Below are 25,151 nucleotides of genomic sequence, written 5' to 3' on the forward strand. Positions count from 1 at the left end.
CAATCAAATATTAATAATAGGTTTTTAATTAAACTGTACAATGATATCGGTGCGAAACTAAGTTGAATTTAAGGTTCTGTATTAAGTAACTTAGCATAGCGATGATTTAAGTCATTCTGTAAGGGAAATAAAATGAAGATAGGGATAGATCTCGGTACAACTCATAGCGTAGTTGGAATTTGGCAAGATAACGCCGTTAAGCTAATTCCAGATATGGAGGGCAATGTGCTCGTCCCTTCAATTGTTGGCTTGTCGGAAGACAATTATATTCTTGTAGGCCAAGCCGCTAGGGATCGATTAGCAACACACCCTGCACATACCATTTCAGAATTTAAACGTTTTATGGGCACTGATAAAACCTTTTCATTGGGCGAACAAAATTATAGCGCAACGGAATTATCTGCCATTTTATTAAAAAGCCTAAAAGAGCAAGCCGAACATTATTTGCAAGAGCCAATCACTGAGGCTGTTATTTCGGTACCTGCCTATTTTAATAATAAACAACGCCAAGCAACGCAACAAGCCGCTTTGCTTGCAGGTTTAAAAGTTGAGCGATTACTTAACGAACCCACCGCCGCAGCACTCGCTTATGGGCTCGATAATAAAGACTGTGAGCAAACTTACTTAGTACTGGACCTTGGTGGCGGTACATTTGATGTGTCGGTTATTGAGGTGTTTAACGATATTTTTGAAATACACGCCTCAGCAGGTGATAACTACCTAGGCGGTAACGACTTTACTAACGTAATTGAAGAAGACCTTTATAAGAAAAATGATTTATACAGAGGTTTTTTCTCAGATAGTGAAAATCGTAATATTTGGTCTTTGTGTGAGCGCTTAAAGTGCCAATTAACTAACGAGCCAGTAGCGAGTTTTAACTTTGAATATAAAGAAAAAACATACCCATATACTCTCACGCTCGAAGATTACCGTACATTGTGTAGCGAGTTAATAGAACGTATTAAGTTTCCTATTAACCGTGCTATGTCTGACGCCGATTTAACACTTGAAGACGTTGATGGGCTTATTCTTGTTGGTGGCGCTACACGTATGCCTATTTTTCAGCAGCAAATTAGTCGTGTATTTTCACGTATACCACAAACCCAATATAACCCTGACCATGCTATTGCCACCGGTGCTGCAATTCAGGCAGGTATGAGCGCACGTGATAAAGAATTAAAAGATGTAATAATGATTGATGTTTGCCCATTCACTTTAGGAGTTGAGGTAAATAATAAACATGGTCAGTCTGAGTTTTTACCTATTATAGAGCGTAACGCAACTATTCCCGTAAGCGAAACTCGTTCTGTTTATTCAGCTCACCCAGAACAAGAAAAAGTCCTAATTAAAATTTACCAAGGTGAACATTACCTCCCTAAAGATAATGTTTTTTTAGGTGATTTAGAAATAGAGCTTGAGCAGTTAAATATAGTACAAGAGTTATATTTAACTTATACCTACGACCTGAATGGTGTACTTGAGGTTGAAGTGACTAATGTTGCAAGTGGCAAAAAATACCGTACTTATGTAGGTGAAAATGAAGAAAGCCTGAGCGAAAGTGAATTGCGTGAACGTTTTGCACGACTTAACGCACTTAAGGTTTTGCCTAAAGATAAACTGGTAAATACTGCATTTAAAGCAAAATTAGAGCGCTTGTTTCAAGAAAACCTAGGAGATAAAAGGCGTGAAATTGGCGAGGCGATTGGCCAATTTATGGAAGTATTGGAAACACACGATAACCACAAAATAGAACGTATGATCGAAAATATAAAGCGCTATCTTAGTTATTAAAATTAGCTATTAAAGTTAGTTATTAAAGTTAACTAATAAAAAATAGTTTCAGTTAAAAAATTACATGCATTAAATAAAGAGTGAAGTAATGAACCATTGGAAAATATTAGGCATTGAAGCCACAACAGATAAACGCCTTATTAAACTCGCTTATACAGAGCTGCTAAAAAAAACATCGCCAGCTGAGTTCCCTCAAGAATTTAAAGATTTACGCAAAGCATACGAGTTAGCCATTAAAGAGGCTAAACAACCTACTCAAAATGAAGACAAAGCACCCAATCAAGTATTTGAAGACGAGTACGAAAAACAAGGGGTTACTAACGAGTCATTTTTTGATGAAGAAGCGCCCTCCTCTGCATCTACAGAAGTTGAAATTGTTAAGCCTCAACCAATTGAACTCAATTGTGTTCGCTCTATTGCAGAGCTGCAAATAGCGCTCAATGAATTATATTGTAATGTGTCATCTCGTAGCGATGTTGAACAATGGAAGTTATTATTTTCAGCCCCATTATTTTGGGATGTTGATCAAAGTCAGCAAGTCTTATTCACTTTAATTGATTTCTTGTCAGAGCATTACTTTTTATCTGCCACGGTATTTAAGTTTTTAGATGAGAGTATAAAAATCTCTAGCGAACTCGTCACTAGTAAAAATAATCACTACCGTGAACTTGCTATTGCACTGCACCATTATATTCAGAGCCTACCACTGCGTATAGAATCACCATCAAATATTGATGAGGATATTAGCTTTGAACAACTGCATCAGCATCTTCAGTTACGTAACTTAATAGAAGAACAATGTATATATTCTAAGCTGACAGCAAAGCAGCTAATGATATTAATGCAGCGAGTCAATTTGGTATTTTATAATGACGAGTCACTTTATCTTTATGTGGCTAACTATTTATGGACATTGGATGCATACACAGAAATCAGTAAGTTAGTTGGCTCGTTACCGCCACCTACCGATGCAAGCATAGAACACCTGCGAGATTTACAAGCACACGCAGAATTTAAGCTTGAAAACTATGATATTGCACTCACTATTTATCTTGCGCAGCGAGAACTTATAAAAAGTTTTTATGCGATGAAGATGACTAAAGAGATTGGTCTGTGTTATTTGCACCTTAAAGATTATGAAAAAGCTTATATATTTTTAAACTCTTATTTTTATATTCGTCCTGAGGAAATAGACCTTCGCTCTGCTTTGATTATCGCTCGTCGACACTACATAAAAGATCTTAAAAAAAATGAGGAAAGTAACGCGCTTAAAATAGCGACGTTGCAATTTGAAAATGGTCGCTATCAAGATGCGTTAATAACGACTCAAACATACTCTTTGGTTTTTGACGCTAATTGTAATTATTTGCAAGCTTTATGCCTTGCTAAGCTAGAACGCTTAGATGAAGCATTTGACGTTTTTATCGCCTTTATGAATCTTCATTTACAAAAGCTGGTAGATCCTTGGCCACTACTCGTTGATTTATTTATCTACTGCCCAGACTCAATTGATTTTAATTTGATAATGGAAACTATAGCTAAAAAAATACAGCCATCTCCTAATAAGTTTTACAAAACCCCTCGTGTACTAGGTTCTGTACAAGAGAATATATACTCACAATTAGAACTCAAAACATTAGATCTCCCAGCGACTGACCATGATGGAAAACCCACTAAACCAATGGGTTACGCCCTATATCCAGATTTAGAGTATAAACAGCAATATGCTTGGGCAATGCTACATGCGTTAATGGCTAAATTAGTAAATATCGAAAACGAAGCTGTTAAGAAGCAAGTAAAACAAGCCGCTATTTATGCGATTAAACAAGCTATGCCAAAAATCACACACCAACCAAGTTGGAGCTTAAAGTTTATTCACTTAGCTTTTGATATAGATGATTTTGATACCTGTATTAAGCTTGTAAACATTGCAATTAGCGAGTTTTCTAATTTACCACAAGCTTACTATTACAAAGGCCGATCGCTAGCGGCGTTAGAGCAATATAATGAAGCAATACCCGTATTACTATTAGCTGCAGATAAATATGGTGATCAGAGGCTTGGGATATACTCACTTGAATTTGCAGTGGAGTGTTGTGAAAAGCTCGTTGAACTTGGGCAACCAATGCATGCTAATTACAACGATATATGCTTAAAACTACAAACAACAAAGGAGATTGTAGATGCATAATCAAAGTGAAGTACCTTGTGTAATTAAGGATGATACGGACTTAAGCTCAGAGCAAAAATTATGGCTTATTAGCCTCTCAGGGCACCTTTCAATGCAAAATGGCTATTCATTGGATGTCCTAAAACATCATAATAAAAACTATACTGACGAGGCTATTGCTAAAGGAAATTTAAGTATTTTAGATAATGGTTATGGCGTTACAACAAAAGAAGAATTGATTGAAACTTTAAATGTTTTTTATAACACGTCAAATAGCCAAGTTTTTATGAGCTGCATGGCTGAACTCACCAGAAATGATTTATTAGCAACATACAACATTGAAGATAAATTTACCGCCTATCAAAATACGCCTATAGGTATTATGTCTGACTGGGCAGGAATACATAAAATCTCACTGGCTCGTTGTGGTATTAGAGCTTTTGATATTGGTCGCTATGCTTTTTTGTGTCGTTGTGGTGTTACCATTAATTTTTTAACTGAAGAAGAAGCATGGTGTTACCTCAAGCATATTGGAAAACTGGCACAGACCTTATTTGTTAGCTGGCAAGAATATGCAACTAGTTATGTGGTTGGTCGATGTATATGGCAGAAAATTAAAACTCAAGAAATGTACAGCGAGCCAAACCCTGATTTTAATTTTAGTCATGATTTATTTGAAAAAATAAATGATACGGCTGCTACATTGCAAAGTATATTAGCTGATGACGAGCACCCATGGTGCCAATTAGATTGGAAAATAGACTTTTGATCCCAATTGAAACTACAATATTTTGATTTTATAAATACAGATTGAATAACTCCTTTTGCAGCAGAGTTATTCAGTCTAGTTAGTATCAGTATTAGTGCTTGCGTCCTACACCATTACGTACCATGTCTTGGCCTGTTTGGAATACGTCTTCTGTAATCATGCGTGCTAAAAGTAGCTTTTGATTATCGTCAAACACAGCAACAAAACGGCTGCCATCTTTGTTATTAGTAGCCATACCAACACCGGCAACACCTTTAAGTCCAAAACCACCGTTTTCGACATCTATTAAAAAGCTTTCTAGTTCGGCTAAAGTATCAATTACGTCATTTTCATTATTCATTTTAAAACTCTTTTAGTAAGGCCTTGGCTAGGCTTTTAAATCATTATGGTGGCTATTTTATAGAGAAGAGCCAAAAACTTAAACCCTTGGCTCAGGTTAGTAACTAAATCGACTTTATAGCTAACTCTAAATTGCTTAGCGCACAACCAAACTCTTTTGCATTAACGCGATGATACTGCGTGTCACTCGTTGCAGTAAGGCTAATTATAAACTCATCTTGTTGGGCTACCGCACTTTGCTCTTGGCTTAGGCACATCGCTTGAGTAAGTGATCGCAGTTTTGAATTTGTTAAAATTGAGCCAAAACGCTGCACTGGCAGTAGAGGTATTTTTATAGCGGGTAACGCCTCATCTATTGTGCGCTTGCTTAGAGTAAACGTGTTATTGGTAATTTCAATTACACTGCTTGTAGGCCAATACGAGTAGCTATAGCTCTTACTCTCAGGTGGTGCTTTACCTTGGTTAGCTAAATGCACTACACCACTTTTGCCTATTACGGTTATTAAACTACCTTCTGGCGATTTAATAACAACCAAAGCTGTATTTTCATCAATACCAAAGCCATGCTGCATTTGTGTTTTAGTATTACTCGCTTCGCTATTATTTAGCGTAGCTGCGAGTCTAAACGTGCGGTTTTGTTCGCTAAATTGAGTATCTATAACACCAAAATTAAAGCTGCCAAGTCCACCAGCATTAGTGTTATTTTCACCTTTACGAAGTGCCTCAAGGCTTGTCGTATTTGTAAGCATACCCGTCACTTTACTTTGGATTGCTGCGCCCGCGCCTTCACCTACAATTACTGGGCGAGTTTGCAATGCTTGCGTCCACGGGTATGGATTATTGTTTTGATCAAATAATACCTTGTGAGTTAATGCTGCATTACCGCTATTAAACATCACACCGGTACTATTTTTAATAAGTGATACAAGTGCATTAGTGCCACTTTTGCATAAAGCGTATTCGGCCTTTGTGTACTCTGGATAAATTGCTTCCCGGTTATACACATTCATTAATGTATTTCTGAGAGCGGGTAATTCATCGCACGAGTTACTCGTAATCGCTTTAGCAAGTGCTGGCGTTAGTGCTAACCATTGAGTGCTTATATTTGATTGTGCTAAAAGACTCTGCGCTACATCTGCCGACTCATAAGGGTCGCGGCTCGATGCCGTAATAGCAAGCATGGTGGGTTTTGCGTTATTAACTTTTAAACTGCCCGACACAAATTGTAAAATACTATTAGTCGCGACCTCAATATTAAAATCGGTATTTACTTGCTCTTTTAAGCGCTCACCGTTTTTATCAAGTAGCGGCACTTCTAGCATATCAAATACAAAGTTGTATTCTTGCTGAGTCAGGCTTTCTAATTGCTGGTTATTTATATCGCGCCATAGCCATAATAAATCTGTTTTAGATACGCTATTTGACGATTTACCTAGCAAGGTTTTAAGTGTTTTTAATACAGCCGTTTTTGCCTCAACGTTATTATTAGGCCAGTGCTGTGTGATGTTTTTTATTTGAGAGTTATTAACCCTATATAGATTATGTAATTTACCTTCAACAACAGTCTCTTTTTCGCAGTTATTAAGCTTTGCGCTAGTACAAGTTGCAAGCTCTGAGCCCACTAAAATTAAAGTTTGGTTTTGCTCTTGAGCCACTGCATTTATTGAAAAACCAGCACCCAGTAACGCCACTAACATAACTCGTAATTTAGGCTGTTGATTACGTAAAAACGCACATATCATAATGTAAACTCTAATATAAATTATAAAACTAATGTGTTGCAGTTTAACAGCTAGCCACTTGAGCCTAAATATATTTTTATAAATGTTAAATAATTCAAGTCTCTGAAAAGCGATAGGGTTAAGCACTGCATTTAAATACATTGTTTAGTTTGCCAGCTACTCTCGCAAATATTGACTAAACAAATTTAAACCGAGCATTTATTGATCAAATCCATTGTTTAAATTACGGTGGTGCATTGTTTTAGTAACTGAGGTGGAATATGGACTTTTCTAATGAAGAGGTAAATTTTTTAGCTGAGTTATTCAAACCAAATACAAAGCAGCGCTCTCCCCGTAATCATATGCTTACAATGAAAAGCTCTGTACCCGCGAGTATTGCTCACCTTTTTACCCATGCAAATTTAACTTTGCTTGCTGAAGTTGCTAATTACCAACTTTGGTTTCCCCTGCAATTAAAAATTGATGAGTTAGGTGTAATTAACCCCACTTTGAGCGCACCAGAGGTAATTGATACAAAGGGCACTCAGCGAAGTTGGCGTTGGAGTGAGCTAAATATTAAAAGCCAAGGTTTTAATATTGAATCAATTTCCAGTACGGGCATATTTTTAAAACCATTGAAAAATGGAAAAAGCTTAAACAAATTACAGCACATGAGCTTTAACTTGCCTAACAAAGAAAGTATATCAATGGATATAGTACCCGTTAGGCAAAGTAGCTTAGGGATTGCAGCAAAAATAACTCAAATTCATAGCGGGCAAGAGCAACTAAGAGCTTATCTTTTTGAAGAGCACAAACGTCAATTTGCTAAATTATACGAAAACGGCCAATTAGTTGAACAATTAATTTAATAGCCTTAACCACCCTATACTTGCATTTAGTTAACTTTATTTAACGCTGTCTCAATGTTAATCTGTACCCCTATTTATAAATCATAGGGATATGACAATGCCAGGTGCTTTTGCGCACATTACTGCGGTTAATATTGCAACGCAAACCAAGTCACTCACTAAAATGGATATGCCTAAAAAGGCAAAACTTATTTTAAGCAAACGTCAAGCATACCTTGAACTAGGTTGTGTAGCCCCCGATTACCCTTATTTAGCTGTAGCGCAGCCTAGCCAAAATGCATGGGCCGATTTAATGCATTACGAGCGCACGGGTGATTTACTTAAAGCCATGATTGAATACTGTAAAACACTTGAAGATGAAGCATTTGAAAAGTGCTTTGCTTGGTTATGCGGTTATATGGCCCATGTTGCTGCAGATATAACGGTGCATCCAGTTGTTGAATTAAAAGTTGGCCCATATGAGCAAAACCAAACTGCGCACCGTACCTGTGAAATGAACCAAGATGCGTTTATTTGGCAACGTTTAAATTTAGGTGAGTTAGGCTACGCTGATCGCGTACAACAAAATATTGGGTCTTGTACTAACAAAGACGATAATTTTGATACCGATATTGCACAAATTTGGCAACATGCTTTATTAACAGTTCACCCACACTACGCCGCACAACACACGCCTAACTTTAATACATGGCATAACGGTTTTCAGTTTGTAGTAAATAATGCTGAAGAAAGCTATCGGTTATTTGCCTGTGCACGCCATGTTGCTGCTGATTTAGGTTTGTTTTATCCTCGCCCAAACGAAGTAGACTCCACTTTTATTGAACAGCTAAAAACACCGCACGAGCCAATGCATTACAACGATATTTTTGACTTTGCCGTTAGTAACATTCAGCACTATATAACCATTATTGCCAATGCCGTATTTTTAGATACTGATTACAGTGAAATTAAAAACTGGAACCTAGACACAGGCTACGATGAGCACAACACAATGACGGTATGGAGCAAATAGCATGAAACACTTACTCTGCATAAGCTTAATTGTATTACTTAGCGGTTGTTACACTTCAAAAAATAACAATCCAGAAATAATGGCCGATTTAGCCTCGCAATTAAAAGATATTGCTACCGCTGTAGACGGCACTTTAAAGTTTAGTGAAACACCCTATTCATCCACTGATGAGTTATTAAAAGCTGCCGTTAATAACGATTTAAGCAAACTTACGCCCTTTAACGAGTACACGTTTATTGTGGATGTACAAGATGATAACGCCGTATTACTTTTATGTGATGCTGACACTGCTTTAATTGAAGATGCAGGCTGTACTGCGCAATCAGACATACAGCATTGGAAATCGGGAGCTGTGCAACAGTGCAAAATAACTATAAACGCCCAACAACTCTGTAATTAGGTAATAAAACCAAGCTAGCTTTATAGAGCATGCATAGCTCTTAGGTGAGCATGTTCTATATAGTGGCCACTAAATACATTTAAAGTTGAGCTGTCACTTCTTCAGGGTTAAACACTAAGCCATGGCGGCTAACATGTTCTGCAAATCTTTCGGCTGGCATTGGTTTAGCAAAGTAATAGCCCTGAAATTCTTTACACCCCATTTGCGCCATTATTGCTACTTGTTCTTGGGTTTCTACCCCCTCAGCTACACACTTAATATCAAGCTCTTTACACATAGCATGTACTGCCTTAACTAAACTTTTTTGACGCTTTGAGCTCGTTACTTGGCTTATTAATGAGCGATCTAACTTGAGTTTGTTAATTGGGTAGTCGGCAAGGCGTGCAATATTAGAATATCCCACCCCAAAATCATCGACCGAAATAGTAAAACCCCACGATTGCAGTGTTTGCATAAGCTTTAACGAATGGGCTTGGTTAGCCTCAAGGGAAGTTTCAGTCAGTTCTAACTCTATTTGAGGCGGCTTTACGTTAAAGTCGGCAAGGTATTTAACTAGTTTTGACATAAAATCGGTTTGGCTAAAATCAATTAGAGATATATTTATTGCCACCGGCACACTCGGTAAACCCGCTTTAGTCCAATCGGCAATTTGAGCGCACACCTTTTGAATAATCAGGTCGGTTAGCCGACTAACCATTCTGTATTCTTCGGCAATAGGAATAAATACCACTGGCGACACATTACCCAGTATTGGACTGTTCCAACGCGCTAAGGCTTCAAGCCCTATACATTGACCCGTTGCATCTACTTTAGGTTGATAGTGCACCGACAAATCGCCCTGCTGAAGCGCTTCATCTAATAACATTGAAATTTCGTATTTTTCGATAAAAGCTTGTGATTGTTTTTTGTTATAACCACTAAGGGCCATATTACAATTTGCTAGTTTAAGTGCTTCGCATGCATTGCTAAGTACTGTTGCGCTGTTTTTTCCATGATCAGGATACTTTGCAAAACCAAATAAAAATGATTGCTGACACTTAGTACCAAACACATTATATTTTTTATCTAATGTATTTTTTATTTGTATTAATAGCTTATCTTCAAGCTCGTTTTGCGAGTTTGCCACAATTATAAAAGCGAGCTTTCCGACTCCTATATGAGCACACAACAGCGGCTCATCTGGCATCGCTTTTAAACGCTTGTATGCGTTAATCAGTAAGGCTTGAGAGTCGGCTTTAGTGAGCTTTAAATTTAAGTATTCACTATTTGCACTTTGCGCAACAACAATATAAAAACCTTTTTGGTACTTACTTGTTAGCCTATCGCATTGCAGTTCAAACCATTCTCTATTAGGTAGCCTTGTTCGCGAGTCTCTAAAGCGTAATCGTTTGTTTTCTTGTTCCATCATCGATAAATTTTGTTTAATGAGCTGCTCTTGCGTGCAATCGTAAAAGTCGTATACACGGTAGTTTGTGCTCATTGTTATTTGCTGATAACTGGCTTTAAAATAGCTTTTTTTGTACTTCACAATTTTATTTTGCGCATTTGGATCGTCAAAAGATAAAGTAGGAAATAAATGAGAGAGGTTAACGCATTCTTCTTTTAATTCTTTTTTTATACCAAACATATCAATAGCATGTTGATTAAAATCAGTAATGACAAGGTTTTCGTCAACAATAATTTTGGCTTTATTTGATTCGGTGAATAAGCTTCGATAAAGCTCATTTTTGTCTTTAAGGTGTGTATTAGCGCTTATCATTGTTTTGTTTAAACGCTTAGCAGCCACAATTGTGCGTGCTACAGCAAGGGGAATACATATGTTAAAAAATAAAAATATAAGCCCTGTAATGTATAAGTCCGCGTCGGGAAGTTGTTGAGCTATGCCGGTTAAACCCGAGACATCAACGTTATTGATGATCATATAAAACGGCGCAATATTTAATACGCCATAAGCAAGGGCTGTTCTATAACCAAGTAGCATAAGTGCGATTATCGGGCAAGAATACATATACATAGAGCCCACTTTAGCAAGCTCTAGGTCTGTTAAAAATAAGTTCATTGACACGCTAGCAGCTACAATGGCTATTAAAAGTGCATGAGCGCTAAAGTGATAGAAACGCTTACTTGCTATAAGTAAACCACATGCAGTAGCAAGAAAGCTGCTTGTTAATACAACAATATAAATTAAGTTAAATTCAATAGCGCTTGTGTACGTGTGGCACGCCACAGCAAAACATAACACCATTACTAATGATAGAATAATGCGCAGTGCACTTATTCGCCAATTAGCAACCTGACCAGGGGCTGAATAATGGTCATTTAATAAAAAGAATCTATTGAAAAAATGCATAATAAACAACAGTTAAAGCTCATTCTTCTATTAGACATTGATAGCTTGTTAAAATCAATCTAATGAATGTAATTTCTATTTACATAGTTCTATAAAATAGACAAGTGTAAACCTACTTGTTAGCCGTTAAACATTCATTTTTCGAGTGTTTTTACAGTTATCTTCTTTAAGAGCGAAACCGCTGCACCCTAAAAATTCACCGTGCTTAGATTTGCGTTTACGCATTTCGCGACCACACTTTTCACAAATTGGGTGCTGCGTTTTACACTCTGTATTCACACATTGTGAGTACGTGTTTTTATCAATCGATGGGCCACTACAGCTTTTACACACTCGTAATTTAGTTTCGCAAATTTGCGTATTAGTACAACTATAATAATCACCATATTGACCCGTTTTTGGCACAATTAAACCGTCGCTGCACGTACTACACTCTCTTTGCTTTAGTTGCGACTTATTAAACAACGTTGAAGCGATTTGAATGGGATAATTGTCATCTACTAGTTCTTTTACAAACGCTGAGCATGCATAAGGGTCTGCAATTAAATACGCTTTATGTTTAGCGCGCGTAATACCTACATAAAGCAAACGCCTTTCCTCTGAGTGAGTGAATTCATCTTGCTCTGGTAATAACGCCTCCACCAGCACATTATTTTGATTATCGCTAGGAAACCCTAATTTACCTTGTTCAAAACCAATAATAATACAGTAATCGGCTTCAAGCCCTTTGGCACTATGCAATGTCCAAAAATAAAGAGAGTTTGTATGCTTTTTATCTTTTAAATGCTGCTGCACGCTATTTAACATGTATCTATATCGACTAAGTATGGCAATGCTCGCTGATGCATCATTTTTTTGAATAGTGCTTATGCTCTGCTGCACTTTTATTTCTATCGATTTAGTACCTTGGTATAAATCGTCTAATAAAATAACTTGTGGTGTGGTTACTTGTGTATGTGTGCTGATCTGCTTTTTATATTGCTCAGGGTTTTGCATTACAAAACGCCCTGCTACATCACTAATACTATTGTTATATCTAAATGTTTTTTGCAACATAGTAAGTGAGTGGCTGCCCACTAATTCATTAAAGCGTGTAGTAAGCGCTAAATTACCACCCGAGAACCGATAAATTGCTTGCCAGTCATCACCAACAGCAGTAAAGCGTATTCCGTTACCATGTTTTAATATGGCATTTATGAAAGCCATACGCGCGCTTGATATGTCTTGAAACTCATCAACTAAAATGTGGCTCCACACAATATTAAAATCTCCGCTTACTATCGCCTTTGTTGCTTGAATAATCATGTCGTCAAAATCAATGGCACTTTGCGCGTTTAGTTCATTTATATAAGCATCATGAATTTGCACTAACAAGTTTGCATATTGCTGGTAATTTTTAATACCACTTTGCTTAATGCGCTGTGCTATTTGCTTATTATTTAGTTGCTCCACTCGAATAGCTTGTAAACATTTTATGTACTTATCAATGCCTTGCTGTAACTGCCCTGAGTTATTTAAAGTATGAAATATTTCGTCGTTACTTAAAGGTGTTAATTCAACATTATGCTGCTTTAATTGCTTTGCGAGGGTTTGCTCTAGCTTTCCTTCTACCCAGTTGTAATGAAAGGTCTCGAGTAAGGTGGTGCCATTTTGTTTATGCAGTTTTCGCTTAAATGCAACTTGCTCATTATAGTGTTTTTTATCTATATCAGCACGTGTATTCCCTTGCCTATCAATGCCAAAGTGCTCTAGGTAAATATCATATTGAGGTATATAAAAGTCTGGTTGGTATTGCCCACTTAGCTCTGCGCCTTGGCTAAAGTGATAATTCACCTCATAACTGTGCGGTACGCAATTCAAATGTAGCCAGTTTGAAATAAGCACTTCCTGATAACTTTTTACTTTATGACCCGCAAGGCTACGGTATTCGTTATCGCGTACGTACCGCTCGTACTGTGCATTATCTTTAAAGCTAAATATATCAATCGGCTCATGGAGTAAATCTACAAATGCTTTTAAAAACTGTGGCTCGGTTTGTATTTTTTTACTTACCCACCCAGTTAACCAACTATTTAATTGAACTGGGTCAGTTGCAAATTTTGACAACTCGATTGGCTTTTTAGCACTTTGTAGTAATTTAAGCCCAAGCGCATGAAACGTTAAAATAGTGGGTGCTTTGGTATGCAATTTTGCATGCGTGGCGCGTTTAATAAAGCGCTCTTTAAGCTCATTTGCTGCTGTTTTATTATAGGCCAGCACTAAAATTTGCTCAGGCTTGGCAATATTGCATGCTATTAAATCTAAAGACTTTGCTACCATCACAGATGTTTTACCTGTGCCTGCTGCCGCTAATACTAAATTTTTATCGTTATCGCGTATTACCGCTAAGCGCTGCTCTGTTGTTAATGGATTTGACTCTACTTGATTAAAAAAGTCATTTTTAAGAGTTAGTTGTTTTTTTTCATATTTATGGCGCAACTGTGCAATTGCATCGTGAGTATTGGGTGTAGTGCTCAGTATATTTAAAAATTTAATACTACTTTGCGATAAGTGTTGTTGCCACACACTTGTACTTTTAGCGTACTGCTTGGTAAGCAAAAACACATCATTATTAAGTGTTTTTATGGAACTATCACGTAAAAACTCATCTAAAGCATAACGCTTGAGCGAAATCTTTGCGTTATTTACCTTTTGCTCAAGCAGGACTGAAAACCGCGTGTTAAGGGCAGTATTTAAGGTGTTCGCTTGTGCTTTGTTTAAAAAGCTAATTGATGTATTGCTACTGTCGCACAAATTAATTTTGGCGCTAAATAAACGGTTTTTAAGTATTGAGTAATTATAAAAGTCTTTAATTAAAAATGTCCGCGCGGGAGCACGTCTAAAATGCACAACAAGGCGCTCTTGTTCAATAGTTACGTGTTTAATACGGGTAAAAAAACGGCCTAGCCAACTTGGAGTAGCAATATACTGCGCCATAATACTCAATATGAAGATATGCTTTACCTTAATTGTAACATACTCTTTTATAATACATTTAGCGCTAAATCGATGCTTACTTAGTAAACAATTTAATTGGTAAGTTAGTTTTTAAACCTGGTGATTAATGTTTTATTTACACCCGTTAACAAATTTAAACATTTATAGATAGCTTGTTGTGTAACAATGCACATATACAAACTTACACTTCATATAATTGTTAGGTATATCCCCAATTAAACAATTATTTACAGCCTAATTAAGTGGTTTAAAGGAGCTAACATGCTTAAAAAATGCATTACCACAACGGCTTTAATTTTAGCATTATGCGCTTGCACGTCAGAAACAGAGTCGGATTTAGTAAAAACACAAGGTATTTGGGCAGGTTTTGAACTAGTTTCTGACGGTAACCGCACGCGTGTTAACGCAGAACTAAATGCAGGCGATGCTAATGGCTCTAACATTGTTTTAAGCGATAGCGACTCATTACAAGCTGTTGTTAATAGCACTGCTATTGTACTTACAAAAGATACCGACTTTTTAGACGTTGATTACCAAGCGTATATAAATGCCACTGACGATAACCAACAGTTTGATATAAAATTTAAACGGGATGATGGCATAAATGCTAATTCGAGCGTGGAGTTGCCTTTAAATTTTATTATTTTAACCCCGAGTAACAGTCAAAATTTTGGTATTAATAGTACTCTTACAGTTCAATTAGATGGCACTGATCCTAACAGTACAAGCCAAGTAGAACTTAGCAGTAGTTGCACTACCAATAATAATGAAACGCTTTTGCAGTCAACATTTTTTGCGCTTAATTCATCTCGCCTTGAAATAAATTTACAAAGTTTAGATATGTTTAGCAGCTCGCAAGTAGATCAAAGTAAAACGTGTGATTTAACAATTAGTGTAAAACGCGATCGATTCGGTAGTATTTCGGGTGAATACGCTAACCAAAGCTATATTAAATCCCAGCAATCGCGCGCTATAAAAAATATGACTTTAACGTTTTAATTTGCACGCTAATTTACTCAGCGTTAAGCTACGCCTTTATTAAGTAACTCTACCAATTGTAGTTGACCTCCTTATTTACAGGAGAGCTAATAACAATTGATATAAAGGTTTATTATGACTAACAGCACATACCCTATTGGCACACCTGGCAAAAAATGGAATAACAACGATAAAGCCCAGTGGTTAGCGCGCCAAAACATTAAACGCAGTTACCAAAACGAAGTCGTAACGCTAATTAATGATCTTAAAAACACCTTAGATATAGAGCAATACGGCGAGCTTAATTACGCCGCTGGCACTTACCCATTATACATATTAAAAACGCCTAACTTTAATGCTAATAAACCAACTGTTTTAATCACCGGTGGTGTACATGGCTATGAAACCAGTGGCGTACATGGCGCACTTAGGTTTGCTAAAACATCGGCTATGCAATATTGCGAACAGTTTAATATTATAATTGCACCCTGCATTAGCCCTTGGGGATATGAAACTATAAACCGCTGGAACCCAGACGCCATTGATCCTAACCGCTCATTTTACGAGGGCAGCCCAGCTCAAGAGTCAGCCGCTATTATGGCGTTTGTAAAATCACTCGATGTAGACTTAGTCGCTCATATTGATTTACACGAAACAACTGACAGCGATAACAGTGAATTTAGACCCGCACTTGCTGCGCGTGAAGGCACTACTAACAATAACTGGAACATACCTGATGGGTTTTATTTAGTTGCAGATACCAAAAAGCCTGAGCCGGAGTTTCAAAAAGTCATTATAGAAAGCGTTGCAAAAGTCACTCATATTGCACCGAGCGATGAAAACAACCAGCTAATAGGCGTACCTCAAGAGCAATTTGGTGTGATTAACTATGCAGCTCGAGAGTTAGGTTTATGTATGGGCTTTACTGATGCACCCTATGTAACTACTACAGAAGTGTACCCAGATAGCCCAACTGCAACAGATGAAGAATGTATTTTGGCACAAGTCGCCGTTATAACAAGCGCACTGAAATATATAAGTACAAACACGCAATAAAAACTGCATATAAAAAATGCCCAAGGAGAATATCTACTTGGGCATTTTTTATGAAACTTTACCAATCTTAGTTTTTATAAAACTGGCTGTCTTTGGTTATAGTGATGCTGGCATCTTCTTGCGCTGTTACTATAAATTTAAGTTTAGTTACTTTTCGTTCAATGTCGTAGCCATCAGCTGTAACGGTAACCGGTATACTCTTCATTACACCCGGTTGTACAAGTGTTGTCTTAGGGCTTGTAAGCGTAGCGCCTGCCAATCCTTCAATAGCAATGCTGTAATGCATAGGCTGCTGTGTTTTGTTAATAATAGTAAGTGTGTAAGGATTTTCTACTAAGCCCTCGTAGTTCACTCTGTAGAGCGCATTCCTATCTCGTAGTACTGAGGCTTCTATTGGTGTACGTTGCAGCATCCATGCAAACATAGAAATGATTAACAAAGCTGTTAATGCGCCGTACCCTACTAGCTTTAATCTAAATGGATTGGTTTTGCCTCCCTCCATTTGTTTTTCACTCGCGTATTTAATTAAGCCTTTTTCGTAACCAAATTTTTCCATGGTATCGTCGCAGGCATCAATACATAAGCCACAGTTTATACATTCATATTGCAATCCATTTCGAATGTCTATTCCTGCAGGGCATACCTCTACACACAAGTTACAGTCTACACAGTCACCTAAGTTAAGCTCTTTTGGATCAGCTTTGCGTTTACGTGGTCCTCGGCTTTCACCTCGCTCGTTATCATATGTAACAAGCAACGTATCTTTATCAAACATAACAGCCTGAAAACGAGAATAAGGGCAAGCAATTGTGCACATTTTCTCGCGTAAAAACCCAGCATTACCGTAGGTGCAAAAAGCAAATAAAAACACCCAAAAGCTCGTTATACCTGACCACTCAAACGTAAGCATTTCCATATACAAACTTTTTGCCGGAATAAAATATGCCATAAACGAGGTAGCGGTTAAAACTGAAATAACAATCCACGCACTGTGCTTAGTTATTTTTTTGCGCCAAGTGCTTAGCGTCCACTGTGATTTATCTAATTTAATTCGCTGATTTCGAGTGCCTTCTATGCGTTGCTCTACCCACGAAAACATGAGCATCCATATAGTTTGCGGGCACGTATAACCACACCAAACCCGACCAAGCCAGTTAGTTACAAAAAATAATGCAAAAGCCCCCACCATAAATAGCAGGGCTAAAATCATAAAATCTTGAGGAAGGAGTGTTAGACCAAAAATAGTAAAAGTTTGCGTTGCCACATCAAGCAGCACAGCTTGTTGTCCGTTATATTGGATCCACGGTATTGCAATAAAAGTTAGCATTAACAGCCAACCTAAATTACGGCGTATGCGCTGAAAAAATCCTTTTTGCTCGCGGATATAAATTGGCCCTTCGGTGTTATAGGGCTTAATGATCATGTCTTCTTCTTTAATATCAAACTTCATAGTACTTGCTTCATAATGACGGGTATTATGCAAGTATTTGCAACTTTCAGACCAAGCTGAAACTTTATTTATATCATTGATATTAAACAGTTTATTTCAACGCAGTAAAATAGAATTCGCGATATTAAACGCGCTGCGCGATATATCACGAATTTTTATCAATCCCTAACTTTCGCATTTTTGAGCGTAGTGTACTCTCAGGTAAGCCCAATTTAACTGCTGCCCCTTTATCACCCGATATTTGCCAGTGCGATAACGCGAGAACAGAGGTTATATGCTGCTTTTGGGCCTCATCAAGCGTAAGTGAAGGGTTAATAACTACTTCACCACCCGCTTGCAAAGGCTGACTTAGCTGTAGTACAGCCTGATTAGATAAAATAGCTTCGCGTTCAAGTACATTTTGCAGCTCTCTAATATTGCCTGGCCAATTGTAGGCTTGCAGCTGTGTAATTGCTTTTTTACTTAGTCCTTTTAAGTGTTTACCCAGTCGTTTATTTATCTGCGCAATTAAATTAGCGCATAAATAAGGAATATCCTCTTTTCGATCTTTAAGGGCGGGTACTTTTATAGGAAATACATTAAGCCGATAATACAAATCAATTCTAAACGTGCCTTTTTGTACCATTTCCCACAGGTCGCGGTTAGTCGCTGCAATCACTCTAATATTTACTTTTAGCGTATTGCTGCCACCCACACGTTCAAACTCTTGTTCTTGCAGGACTCTCAGTAATTTACTTTGCGCCTCAAGCGGCAGCTCTGCTATCTCATCTAAAAACAAGGTGCCTTTATCAGCAAGTTCAAAGCGCCCTTTACGACGCTCATTTGCACCTGTAAACGCACCTTTTTCATGGCCAAACAATTCTGATTCTAGCAAACTCGGTGTAAATGCAGCGCAATTTACTTTTATAAAAGCTTGCTCGCTACGTTTACTTAACCGATACAAGTTACGGGCTACTAGCTCTTTACCTGTGCCATTTTCGCCAAGTATAAGCACTGTACTGTCGGTTTCACTTACCAGTTTTATTTGATCTAACATGGTTTGAAAAATATGGCTTTGTCCAACTAGCCCTGAGTCTTGCCAATCTTCGTTAAGCTCTGCAATTAAGTAGTTGTTTTCATCTTTTAGCTGCTCACTTAAATGCTTTACTTGCTCAAGTGCCTCTTGCAGTGCATTTTGTGTGTGTTGCTGCTGTGATATATCGCGAAATACTGCTACTGCACCAATTAATTGATCATTTCGATAAACCGGTGTTGAAGTGTACTCTACTGCAAACGAACTGCCGTCTTTACGCCAAAAAATTTCATTTTTAACTTCACGACGTTTTCCATCAAACATGGTGCAATATATTTGGCATTCATCCGCAGGATAAGGCGTACCATCTGCATGAGTATGGTGATGATATTGATGTATTTTTTTACCTAATAACTCCTCTGATCGCCAACCTGTCATGCGCTCAGCGGCAGGGTTAATAAACACCGCATTACCCGACAGGTCAAAACCGTATATGCCCTCACCTACTGCGTTTAGCAATAATTTAGGATCGTTTAAAAATTGTTTTATCATAAATACACCTCGCGAAATATCGCGAGCATTATGACAATTTTTTAAACTAAGCGCACTCATTACTTAAAATGCACTCTGGTGCTCATTAAAACGCTATAAATAATGCTTAAACAGTGTTTTTACATCTATTTTTGCACCTAATCGCGCAGCTATTAAATAAAGCCCAGCCAGCTTTCGATGAATAAATAATGCGTCAACCGGCGGTGTATGCCATTGCTGTGATTGCGCACTGAGGGCAAGCCCTGCATTTTTAATTTTTAGCGCTAGTTCGCTGTTTTTAAAGTCAAATTCACCATTTACTCTTAGCGGTTCGCATGCCATTAAAAATAAATCAATAACGTTATTTTTATACTCATCAACCAAGTCATTTTTAAAATAACCAATGTGTAAAGCCGCTCTAAGCACTCCTTCTCGGTTGTTTTCACTGCCCGCTTTAAATAAGGCCAAATAAGCGTGGCTAAGCTCAGATGATATTTCTCGCGTTGCACCAAAATCAAATAAGACAATTTTTTGAGTATCAAGCTGATAGTGAAAGTTGGCAAAGTTAGGGTCTGTTTGAATGAGTTTAAATTCAAACATCTCTTTAAAAAACAAATCAATTAGCTGTGCTGCAACAAAGCTTTTTTGGTTATTAGGTAGCTCTGTAATACTCTCAATTGGCTCAGCCTTTACATATTCCATGGTAAGTACTTGCTGCGTGCTGTGCTCTGGATATACGTTAGGTACTTTAAAATGAGGATTAGTTGCTAATACATTTTTATAACGTGTTAAATAATCAGCCTCCAGCTTATAATCAGCCTCGGCCAATAACTGAGCTTTGGCTTCACTAATAAGCGGTTTAATATTAAGATCTTTTGGGAATAATCGAGAAAGCGTTAATAACGAAATAACATTGTCGACATCGCTCACAACACTTTTTGCAATACCAGGATATTGAATTTTAACAGCCAGTTGTTCACCATTCTCCTTATAAGCTAAATGTACTTGCCCAATAGAAGCCGCAGCAAAAGGTCTTAATTCAATATGAGAAAAACGCGCTAGCCAGTCATCCCCCCATTGCTCTTTTAATACCTCTACAAGTTGCTTATGAGGCATTGGGTTGGCATCTGAGCGTAGCAAAGCAAGTAATTGAGCTAATTCAGGACTGAGCAAGTCACCGGCATCCATTGAGAGTAATTGCCCTAGCTTCATTGCAGCACCACGTAAATGTGAGAGCTGTGTAGCTAGTTTTTCAATATTTTTAGGTTGTAGTAATAAACTTTTGTTATCCCAACCTTTGCCCGTTAGTGCGCTCTTAGCACCATCAACTAGCATGTTGGTTGCAACACCTGTTGCTAGTGAGCCTAATTTTGCAAAGCGAGAAAGTCGAGAGGTGGGAACAGTTCGAGGAGCCGCCATAATATTAAAACCTTATTAGCCTGAGAGTCAGGCTAATAAGTACGTATATTTTAAGTAGGTCGATCTACTTATAGACTAGGTACTAGCTTAATTGCGCCTTCAACAATTTGTATATCAAGCGGTAGCTTGCTTAATAAAACCATTTTAGGATCGTCCATATTTAATGTATACACAGGATTTACTGCTAAAAAGGCATTAATTACTTCCATTGCTTGGCTATCAAGTGCGCCTAAATTACCGCTAAAACCACCGGCATCTACACTCGAATCAAGTAACTTAATATTACGTAAAAACACCGCATTTTTCTCACTGTCGTAAAATGGGCTGCCTTCAATTTGAAGCTGTAAACGTACTGGGTATTTTAACGCAAAAGCGTTAATTTCTGCGCTTGTGTCAGCACCAAGTACAACCACATCACGATTTTCTGGACCAATGTTTACGCTCAAATCATTTACATCAAACTGAACTGGTAAGCCCATTAAGCTCACTTTTTCACTTAACTTTGGTAATTGTTTACTAAGTACAGACTCAACCTCTGAGTTAGTAAATGAATATACTGATATGCCTTGCGTGGTATTACAGGCAGTTAAAAATAACGCTGCAATAATAACTAAAATTCTCATGAGGACCCTTTTATTTATAATGAAGTAATGATGCTTATAAAAAAGCCGCTATTAAAGCGGCTTATTAAAATACTACCAGTATATATTAAACTGGTTCTAGGGCGTGTTGACCTTTGTGGATTGAAATTTGTTCAATCTAGGGTCGATTTAATCGCGGCGTGAGGTTTGTAACCTAGCGGGCTAAGTCAAAACCGAGCAACAAAGAGTTAATCGTCCCTAGAAAGAACCCAAAGGGCAGCGCATGTTTGGCATTTATGCTGCGTTATCGCCTATTTATGGGGAATAACCACACTACATAGACTCTGCCTTGCCTAAATACCAAACAGTCTGCAAATTCAACCACGAAAGATCAACACGCCCTAGTGTATTAAGCTGCAAGTATCGCTTTAAGTCGCATTAGTGTGTCAGGTTCAACTGAACCGCCACTGAGCGCTAGTAACTGTTTTAAATAATAGTTTAAATCAGCATGTTCGCCACGGTGCTTGTCATCTAGCATGGCTACTTGTTCTGCCATTCTAAGTGACTTATCAGTTGAGCTTACGTTCGCTAGTATTTCCATGCGCGTAATAAGCTGTTCAGTATTTAATGTTGTTTTAAGCGGTGCTTGGTACTGACTTGGTAACGCTTCTTTGTTCTCAAGTGCCGTAATTAACGCATCTAAATTAGCTTGCTCTGATTTACTTGTAAGCAATGCAAGTTTATCTTCAATGGCCGCTAGTAGCTTAGTCACTTTTGGCGCTAACGATCTAAACTGTGCATACCCTTTCACTTTTGTTTCTAGGTCGTGCAACTGTGCTCTTTGATTTACATCGCTAAGTGCTGCTTCAAGCTCAGCAAGTTCTGAAACGGCTTGCTTATCTGACTCGTTTTGCTCAAGTTTTTGCTGTTCAAACTCACTACTACGCTTAGTAAATGTTTCATCGTTAAATTGACGAAATTTTTGCCATAACGCATTTTCAGCTTTCAAACCTGCGAAACCAATGGTTTGCCATTGTTGCTGCATTTGCTTCAACTCTTGGCATGCAGCGGCTAAATCATCACTTTGTGACAACTGCTCTGCTTTTTCTACTAACTCATTTTTAAGTGCGGCATTACTTTTATGAAATGCGTTTAATAAAGCGAGTACTTGCTGTTGCTCATTTTTATAACGATCATTTAATGTACGGTATGTTTTAGGATCAACTTTACCTACACTGCGCCAAGCTTTGTTCAAACGATTGTATTGGCTTTCATATTGCTTCCAATCAAAATCATCCTCAGCAGTAGGCTGTAAATGAAGTGCATGCATATCGCTAATAATACTTTCGCGTTGTGCTTTTGAGGCTTCGCGTTGTACTTCTTGCTCTGCGAAGTAACTACGACAAGGTGCAAATAATAGCTCGATTTTTTCATCAAACTGAATGCCTTGTTGCTTCTCTTCGTCTGTATCTAAACGACCTAACTCATTCCAACGTTTACGTAACGCTTTTACCTGCTCAGCACGTTGTTGTGGGTCTGTACACTCTTCGCTTACTAATGCGCTTACTTCTTCTAATAAGGCTTCACGCTTTGGTGCTGCAGCGTATTTTTGCCAATCTTTAGCATCTGCAAGTTGCGCTTCAAGCTCTGCTTTTATGTTTACAAGCGGCTGTTGGTATTGTTCAGTAAGGGTATTAAATAACTCTTCAAACCCTTTAAATACGCCAAAAGCAACGTTAAAACGGCCTTCTTCAATTAGGCGTTTAACATCACGTGCTTTGCGTTTTGCTTGGCTTTGGTTTTTTTCAAGCGGCTTAACGAGCTCATTCATTGGTGCTAAAAATTGCTTTTTATGCGCATTTAACTGTGTTTTAAACGTACTTTGCAGTGCACCATCTAAAATATTTAAATGACTACGCGCTGCTTTAAAGCCATTGTTAAACTCAGTTAAAGTAGCATCGTACTGCGCTAAGTCTTCTGCTGGTTTAATTTCACACAATGCTGTAAAAGCGAGCTTGTACTCTTTAATGGCAGCGGTTAGCTGAGGTAGCTTAGCAACTTGAGTAAATAACTTTTCTAACTTACTTACAGCAAGTTTTGATTGCGTGTTATTAGCAAGCTCTGTTTCGCTAATAGCGTGCTTAGCTTGCGCTACTTTTGCATCAAGCCAATCTTGTTGAATTTGCTCTGGCGTTTCAAGACCAAGTTGTAAGGCATTTTCAATTTCCTCGCTTAAAGCTTCAAGCGTTGCAAGGGCTAGCAATTGGCGTTGCTGCTGTGCTAATTGTTGCTGCTCTTTGTCGTGTACTGCTTTTAACTGCTCAATATGTGCATTTAACTTAGTGGTAATCGAAGTATATTTTTCATCAAGCAGCTTAACGCGCTCATCACTTAACCATTTAAGCTCAAGTGCTTGCCATTGAGCCATTAGCTCGCCTGCTTGTGGATTAACAACACCAAAGTCTGTTTTTTCACGTAAAGCATTTAACTTCGCTAAAATAATACGTGTTGCACCCTCTACTTCAAGTGGCTTTTCTATTGCTAGACGTTCATTTTCAATATGCGTTTCAAGTGCTGTTTTTGCTCCACCCTTTGCATGTTTTACTAATGGCTTAATTAATTGATGAGTAATAACAAGTTCAACTAATTGAGTTTGTAGCTCTTCGCTACCTTCTTTAAATGCTTTTTCTACTAGTTTTGGATTTGCTAAACGTTTTAATAATTTAACGCGTACTTGCAGCTCTTTTTCTGCAAACGCTAACTTTTCAAGTGTTTTTACTGGCGCAAAGCGCTCAATGTATTCATTTTTAATTTGCGGTGTTAGTGCACTTTCGCTATTTAAAACAGCATTTGATATCTGCAGCTCTGCTATATCTTTTAATGCCTGATCTTGTTTATACGCTTTCCACCAAAGTGGTAAATCGTTTACTTTTTGTAGTGCTTTGCGGCGTATTTCAGCTGAGCTATCTTCAAGTGCTAACGTGTTTAATATGGTTGCATCACGTTCAATGTCTAATTTTTCGATAGCATCAAGACGTACTTGTTGCTTAGGGTGTTTCCACTTCGGTGTAAAAAGGTGCTTAAAGATCATGTTCACTAAACCTAGCTATTTCGTTGTCTGATTTGAATTCTTTTTGTAGTTGAGCTTTTGTCTTTTGGATCATTTCACCATTAGCACCAATCGTAAATTGCTCATTAGATTGAGCCACCTTTGCTTGATACAACATAACCAACTGCACTGTTTGTTGCTTTTGCTCATCTGATAAAACGGTGCCATCTGGCCATTTGCCAGTAGAAGCACCGTATTGCAAGCGTTCGAATAATTCGGGAGTAATATTTTGTACAAGATTGTCGATATTCATGTCATTTTTTCTTTTTTAGAGTCACTAAAATAATACGGTTTATAATATACCAAATACAACCTACGCCAATTGCGGCAGTATAAGCATACCACTGAAGCGTTTCTTCTTGCGGTTGTAAAAAGTACAAACAGAAAAAACCACCTAAAAATAAGATAAGCGCCAAAAAGGAGTGATTTAGAAACATCTGCTTTTTTTTAATTCGCTGTTCGCGTTGAAGCTGTAAAACTTGCTCGTCGTTTAGCTCTGCAATGTTACTTTCGCAATGCGGACATTGTTTATGTTTATCTGAAATTGATTTTGCACATTTTGGGCAACGAATAATCGCCATACTTCTCTCCATACTA

At 37.8% G+C, this 25,151-nt stretch carries 19 protein-coding genes; 8 read left to right on the plus strand and 11 right to left on the minus strand.

The features are described 5' to 3' along the window. The first annotated feature begins 132 nt into the window (after window positions 1–132). The 3 genes from I6F45_RS14550 to I6F45_RS14560 all read left to right on the plus strand — a co-directional run bounded on the left by I6F45_RS14550 (window position 133) and on the right by I6F45_RS14560 (window position 4,730). Window positions 133–1,791, plus strand: coding sequence for an Hsp70 family protein (locus tag I6F45_RS14550; RefSeq protein ID WP_197160895.1), 1,659 nt, complete (start codon window positions 133–135; stop codon window positions 1,789–1,791). Window positions 1,792–1,879: 88 nt separating this feature from the next. Next, a complete protein-coding gene (locus I6F45_RS14555) occupies window positions 1,880–3,982 on the plus strand; it encodes a CDC27 family protein (RefSeq protein WP_024593048.1) in 2,103 nt (700 codons plus the stop codon). Beyond that, on the plus strand, window positions 3,975–4,730 hold the full coding sequence (locus I6F45_RS14560; RefSeq protein WP_024593049.1) for a DUF1266 domain-containing protein: 756 nt from the start codon (window positions 3,975–3,977) through the stop codon (window positions 4,728–4,730). The genes I6F45_RS14555 and I6F45_RS14560 overlap by 8 nt, the downstream gene beginning before the upstream one ends. 91 nt (window positions 4,731–4,821) lie before the next feature. Here I6F45_RS14560 and I6F45_RS14565 read toward each other — a convergent pair whose 3' ends face one another. Beyond that, on the minus strand, window positions 4,822–5,070 hold the full coding sequence (locus tag I6F45_RS14565; protein ID WP_007580368.1) for a hypothetical protein: 249 nt from the start codon (window positions 5,068–5,070) through the stop codon (window positions 4,822–4,824). A gap of 103 nt (window positions 5,071–5,173) precedes the next feature. Continuing rightward, window positions 5,174–6,811 carry a cyanophycinase gene (locus I6F45_RS14570; protein WP_197160897.1) on the minus strand — a complete coding sequence of 546 codons (1,638 nt, stop codon included), beginning with the start codon at window positions 6,809–6,811 and terminating at the stop codon, window positions 5,174–5,176. A gap of 260 nt (window positions 6,812–7,071) precedes the next feature. On the opposite strand from I6F45_RS14570, the gene I6F45_RS14575 reads away from it, so the two are divergent. From I6F45_RS14575 to I6F45_RS14585, 3 genes are all read left to right on the plus strand, one after another. After that, a complete protein-coding gene (locus tag I6F45_RS14575; protein ID WP_165728861.1) occupies window positions 7,072–7,659 on the plus strand; it encodes a hypothetical protein in 588 nt (195 codons plus the stop codon). A 97-nt stretch (window positions 7,660–7,756) separates the two neighbouring features. After that, a complete protein-coding gene (locus I6F45_RS14580; RefSeq protein WP_165728862.1) occupies window positions 7,757–8,671 on the plus strand; it encodes a zinc dependent phospholipase C family protein in 915 nt (304 codons plus the stop codon). A gap of 1 nt (window position 8,672) precedes the next feature. Then, window positions 8,673–9,071: a hypothetical protein gene (locus tag I6F45_RS14585; RefSeq protein WP_024593055.1), complete on the plus strand. Its 399-nt coding sequence runs from the start codon at window positions 8,673–8,675 to the stop codon at window positions 9,069–9,071. 79 nt (window positions 9,072–9,150) lie between these two features. Here I6F45_RS14585 and I6F45_RS14590 read toward each other — a convergent pair whose 3' ends face one another. Then, window positions 9,151–11,421: a sensor domain-containing protein gene (locus tag I6F45_RS14590; protein ID WP_197119436.1), complete on the minus strand. Its 2,271-nt coding sequence runs from the start codon at window positions 11,419–11,421 to the stop codon at window positions 9,151–9,153. 126 nt (window positions 11,422–11,547) lie between these two features. Next, window positions 11,548–14,397 carry a UvrD-helicase domain-containing protein gene (locus I6F45_RS14595; RefSeq protein ID WP_197141523.1) on the minus strand — a complete coding sequence of 950 codons (2,850 nt, stop codon included), beginning with the start codon at window positions 14,395–14,397 and terminating at the stop codon, window positions 11,548–11,550. A 282-nt stretch (window positions 14,398–14,679) separates the two neighbouring features. Between I6F45_RS14595 and I6F45_RS14600 the strand changes: the two genes are divergently transcribed. Together I6F45_RS14600 and I6F45_RS14605 are read left to right on the plus strand one after the other, a co-directional pair. Then, window positions 14,680–15,417 carry a hypothetical protein gene (locus I6F45_RS14600; RefSeq protein WP_024593058.1) on the plus strand — a complete coding sequence of 246 codons (738 nt, stop codon included), beginning with the start codon at window positions 14,680–14,682 and terminating at the stop codon, window positions 15,415–15,417. Window positions 15,418–15,531: 114 nt separating this feature from the next. Then, window positions 15,532–16,452: a M14 family metallopeptidase gene (locus tag I6F45_RS14605; RefSeq protein WP_197119434.1), complete on the plus strand. Its 921-nt coding sequence runs from the start codon at window positions 15,532–15,534 to the stop codon at window positions 16,450–16,452. Window positions 16,453–16,519: 67 nt separating this feature from the next. On the opposite strand, the gene ccoG is transcribed toward I6F45_RS14605, so the two are convergent. From ccoG to I6F45_RS14640, 7 genes are all read right to left on the minus strand, one after another. After that, entirely contained in the window at window positions 16,520–17,902 is a 1,383-nt protein-coding gene (gene ccoG, locus I6F45_RS14610) for a cytochrome c oxidase accessory protein CcoG (protein ID WP_024593060.1), read from the minus strand. A 145-nt stretch (window positions 17,903–18,047) separates the two neighbouring features. Next, window positions 18,048–19,466, minus strand: a complete 1,419-nt coding sequence (locus tag I6F45_RS14615; RefSeq protein ID WP_197160900.1) for a sigma-54 interaction domain-containing protein — start codon at window positions 19,464–19,466, stop codon at window positions 18,048–18,050. A 93-nt stretch (window positions 19,467–19,559) separates the two neighbouring features. Continuing rightward, entirely contained in the window at window positions 19,560–20,864 is a 1,305-nt protein-coding gene (locus tag I6F45_RS14620) for an ABC1 kinase family protein (RefSeq protein WP_197160903.1), read from the minus strand. A 68-nt stretch (window positions 20,865–20,932) separates the two neighbouring features. Next, a complete protein-coding gene (locus I6F45_RS14625) occupies window positions 20,933–21,487 on the minus strand; it encodes a DUF1439 domain-containing protein (protein ID WP_165728869.1) in 555 nt (184 codons plus the stop codon). Between the two features lie 367 nt (window positions 21,488–21,854). Continuing rightward, window positions 21,855–24,536, minus strand: coding sequence for a DUF349 domain-containing protein (locus I6F45_RS14630; RefSeq protein ID WP_197160905.1), 2,682 nt, complete (start codon window positions 24,534–24,536; stop codon window positions 21,855–21,857). Continuing rightward, on the minus strand, window positions 24,526–24,807 hold the full coding sequence (locus I6F45_RS14635) for a YeaC family protein (RefSeq protein WP_007378333.1): 282 nt from the start codon (window positions 24,805–24,807) through the stop codon (window positions 24,526–24,528). The genes I6F45_RS14630 and I6F45_RS14635 overlap by 11 nt, the downstream gene beginning before the upstream one ends. Before the next feature lies 1 nt (window position 24,808). Continuing rightward, a complete protein-coding gene (locus tag I6F45_RS14640; protein ID WP_024593065.1) occupies window positions 24,809–25,135 on the minus strand; it encodes a hypothetical protein in 327 nt (108 codons plus the stop codon). Window positions 25,136–25,151 lie beyond the last annotated feature (16 nt).

Origin of the sequence: Pseudoalteromonas sp. SWYJZ19 (genome assembly GCF_015864375.1) — a bacterium.
Taxonomy (GTDB): domain Bacteria; phylum Pseudomonadota; class Gammaproteobacteria; order Enterobacterales; family Alteromonadaceae; genus Pseudoalteromonas; species Pseudoalteromonas arctica.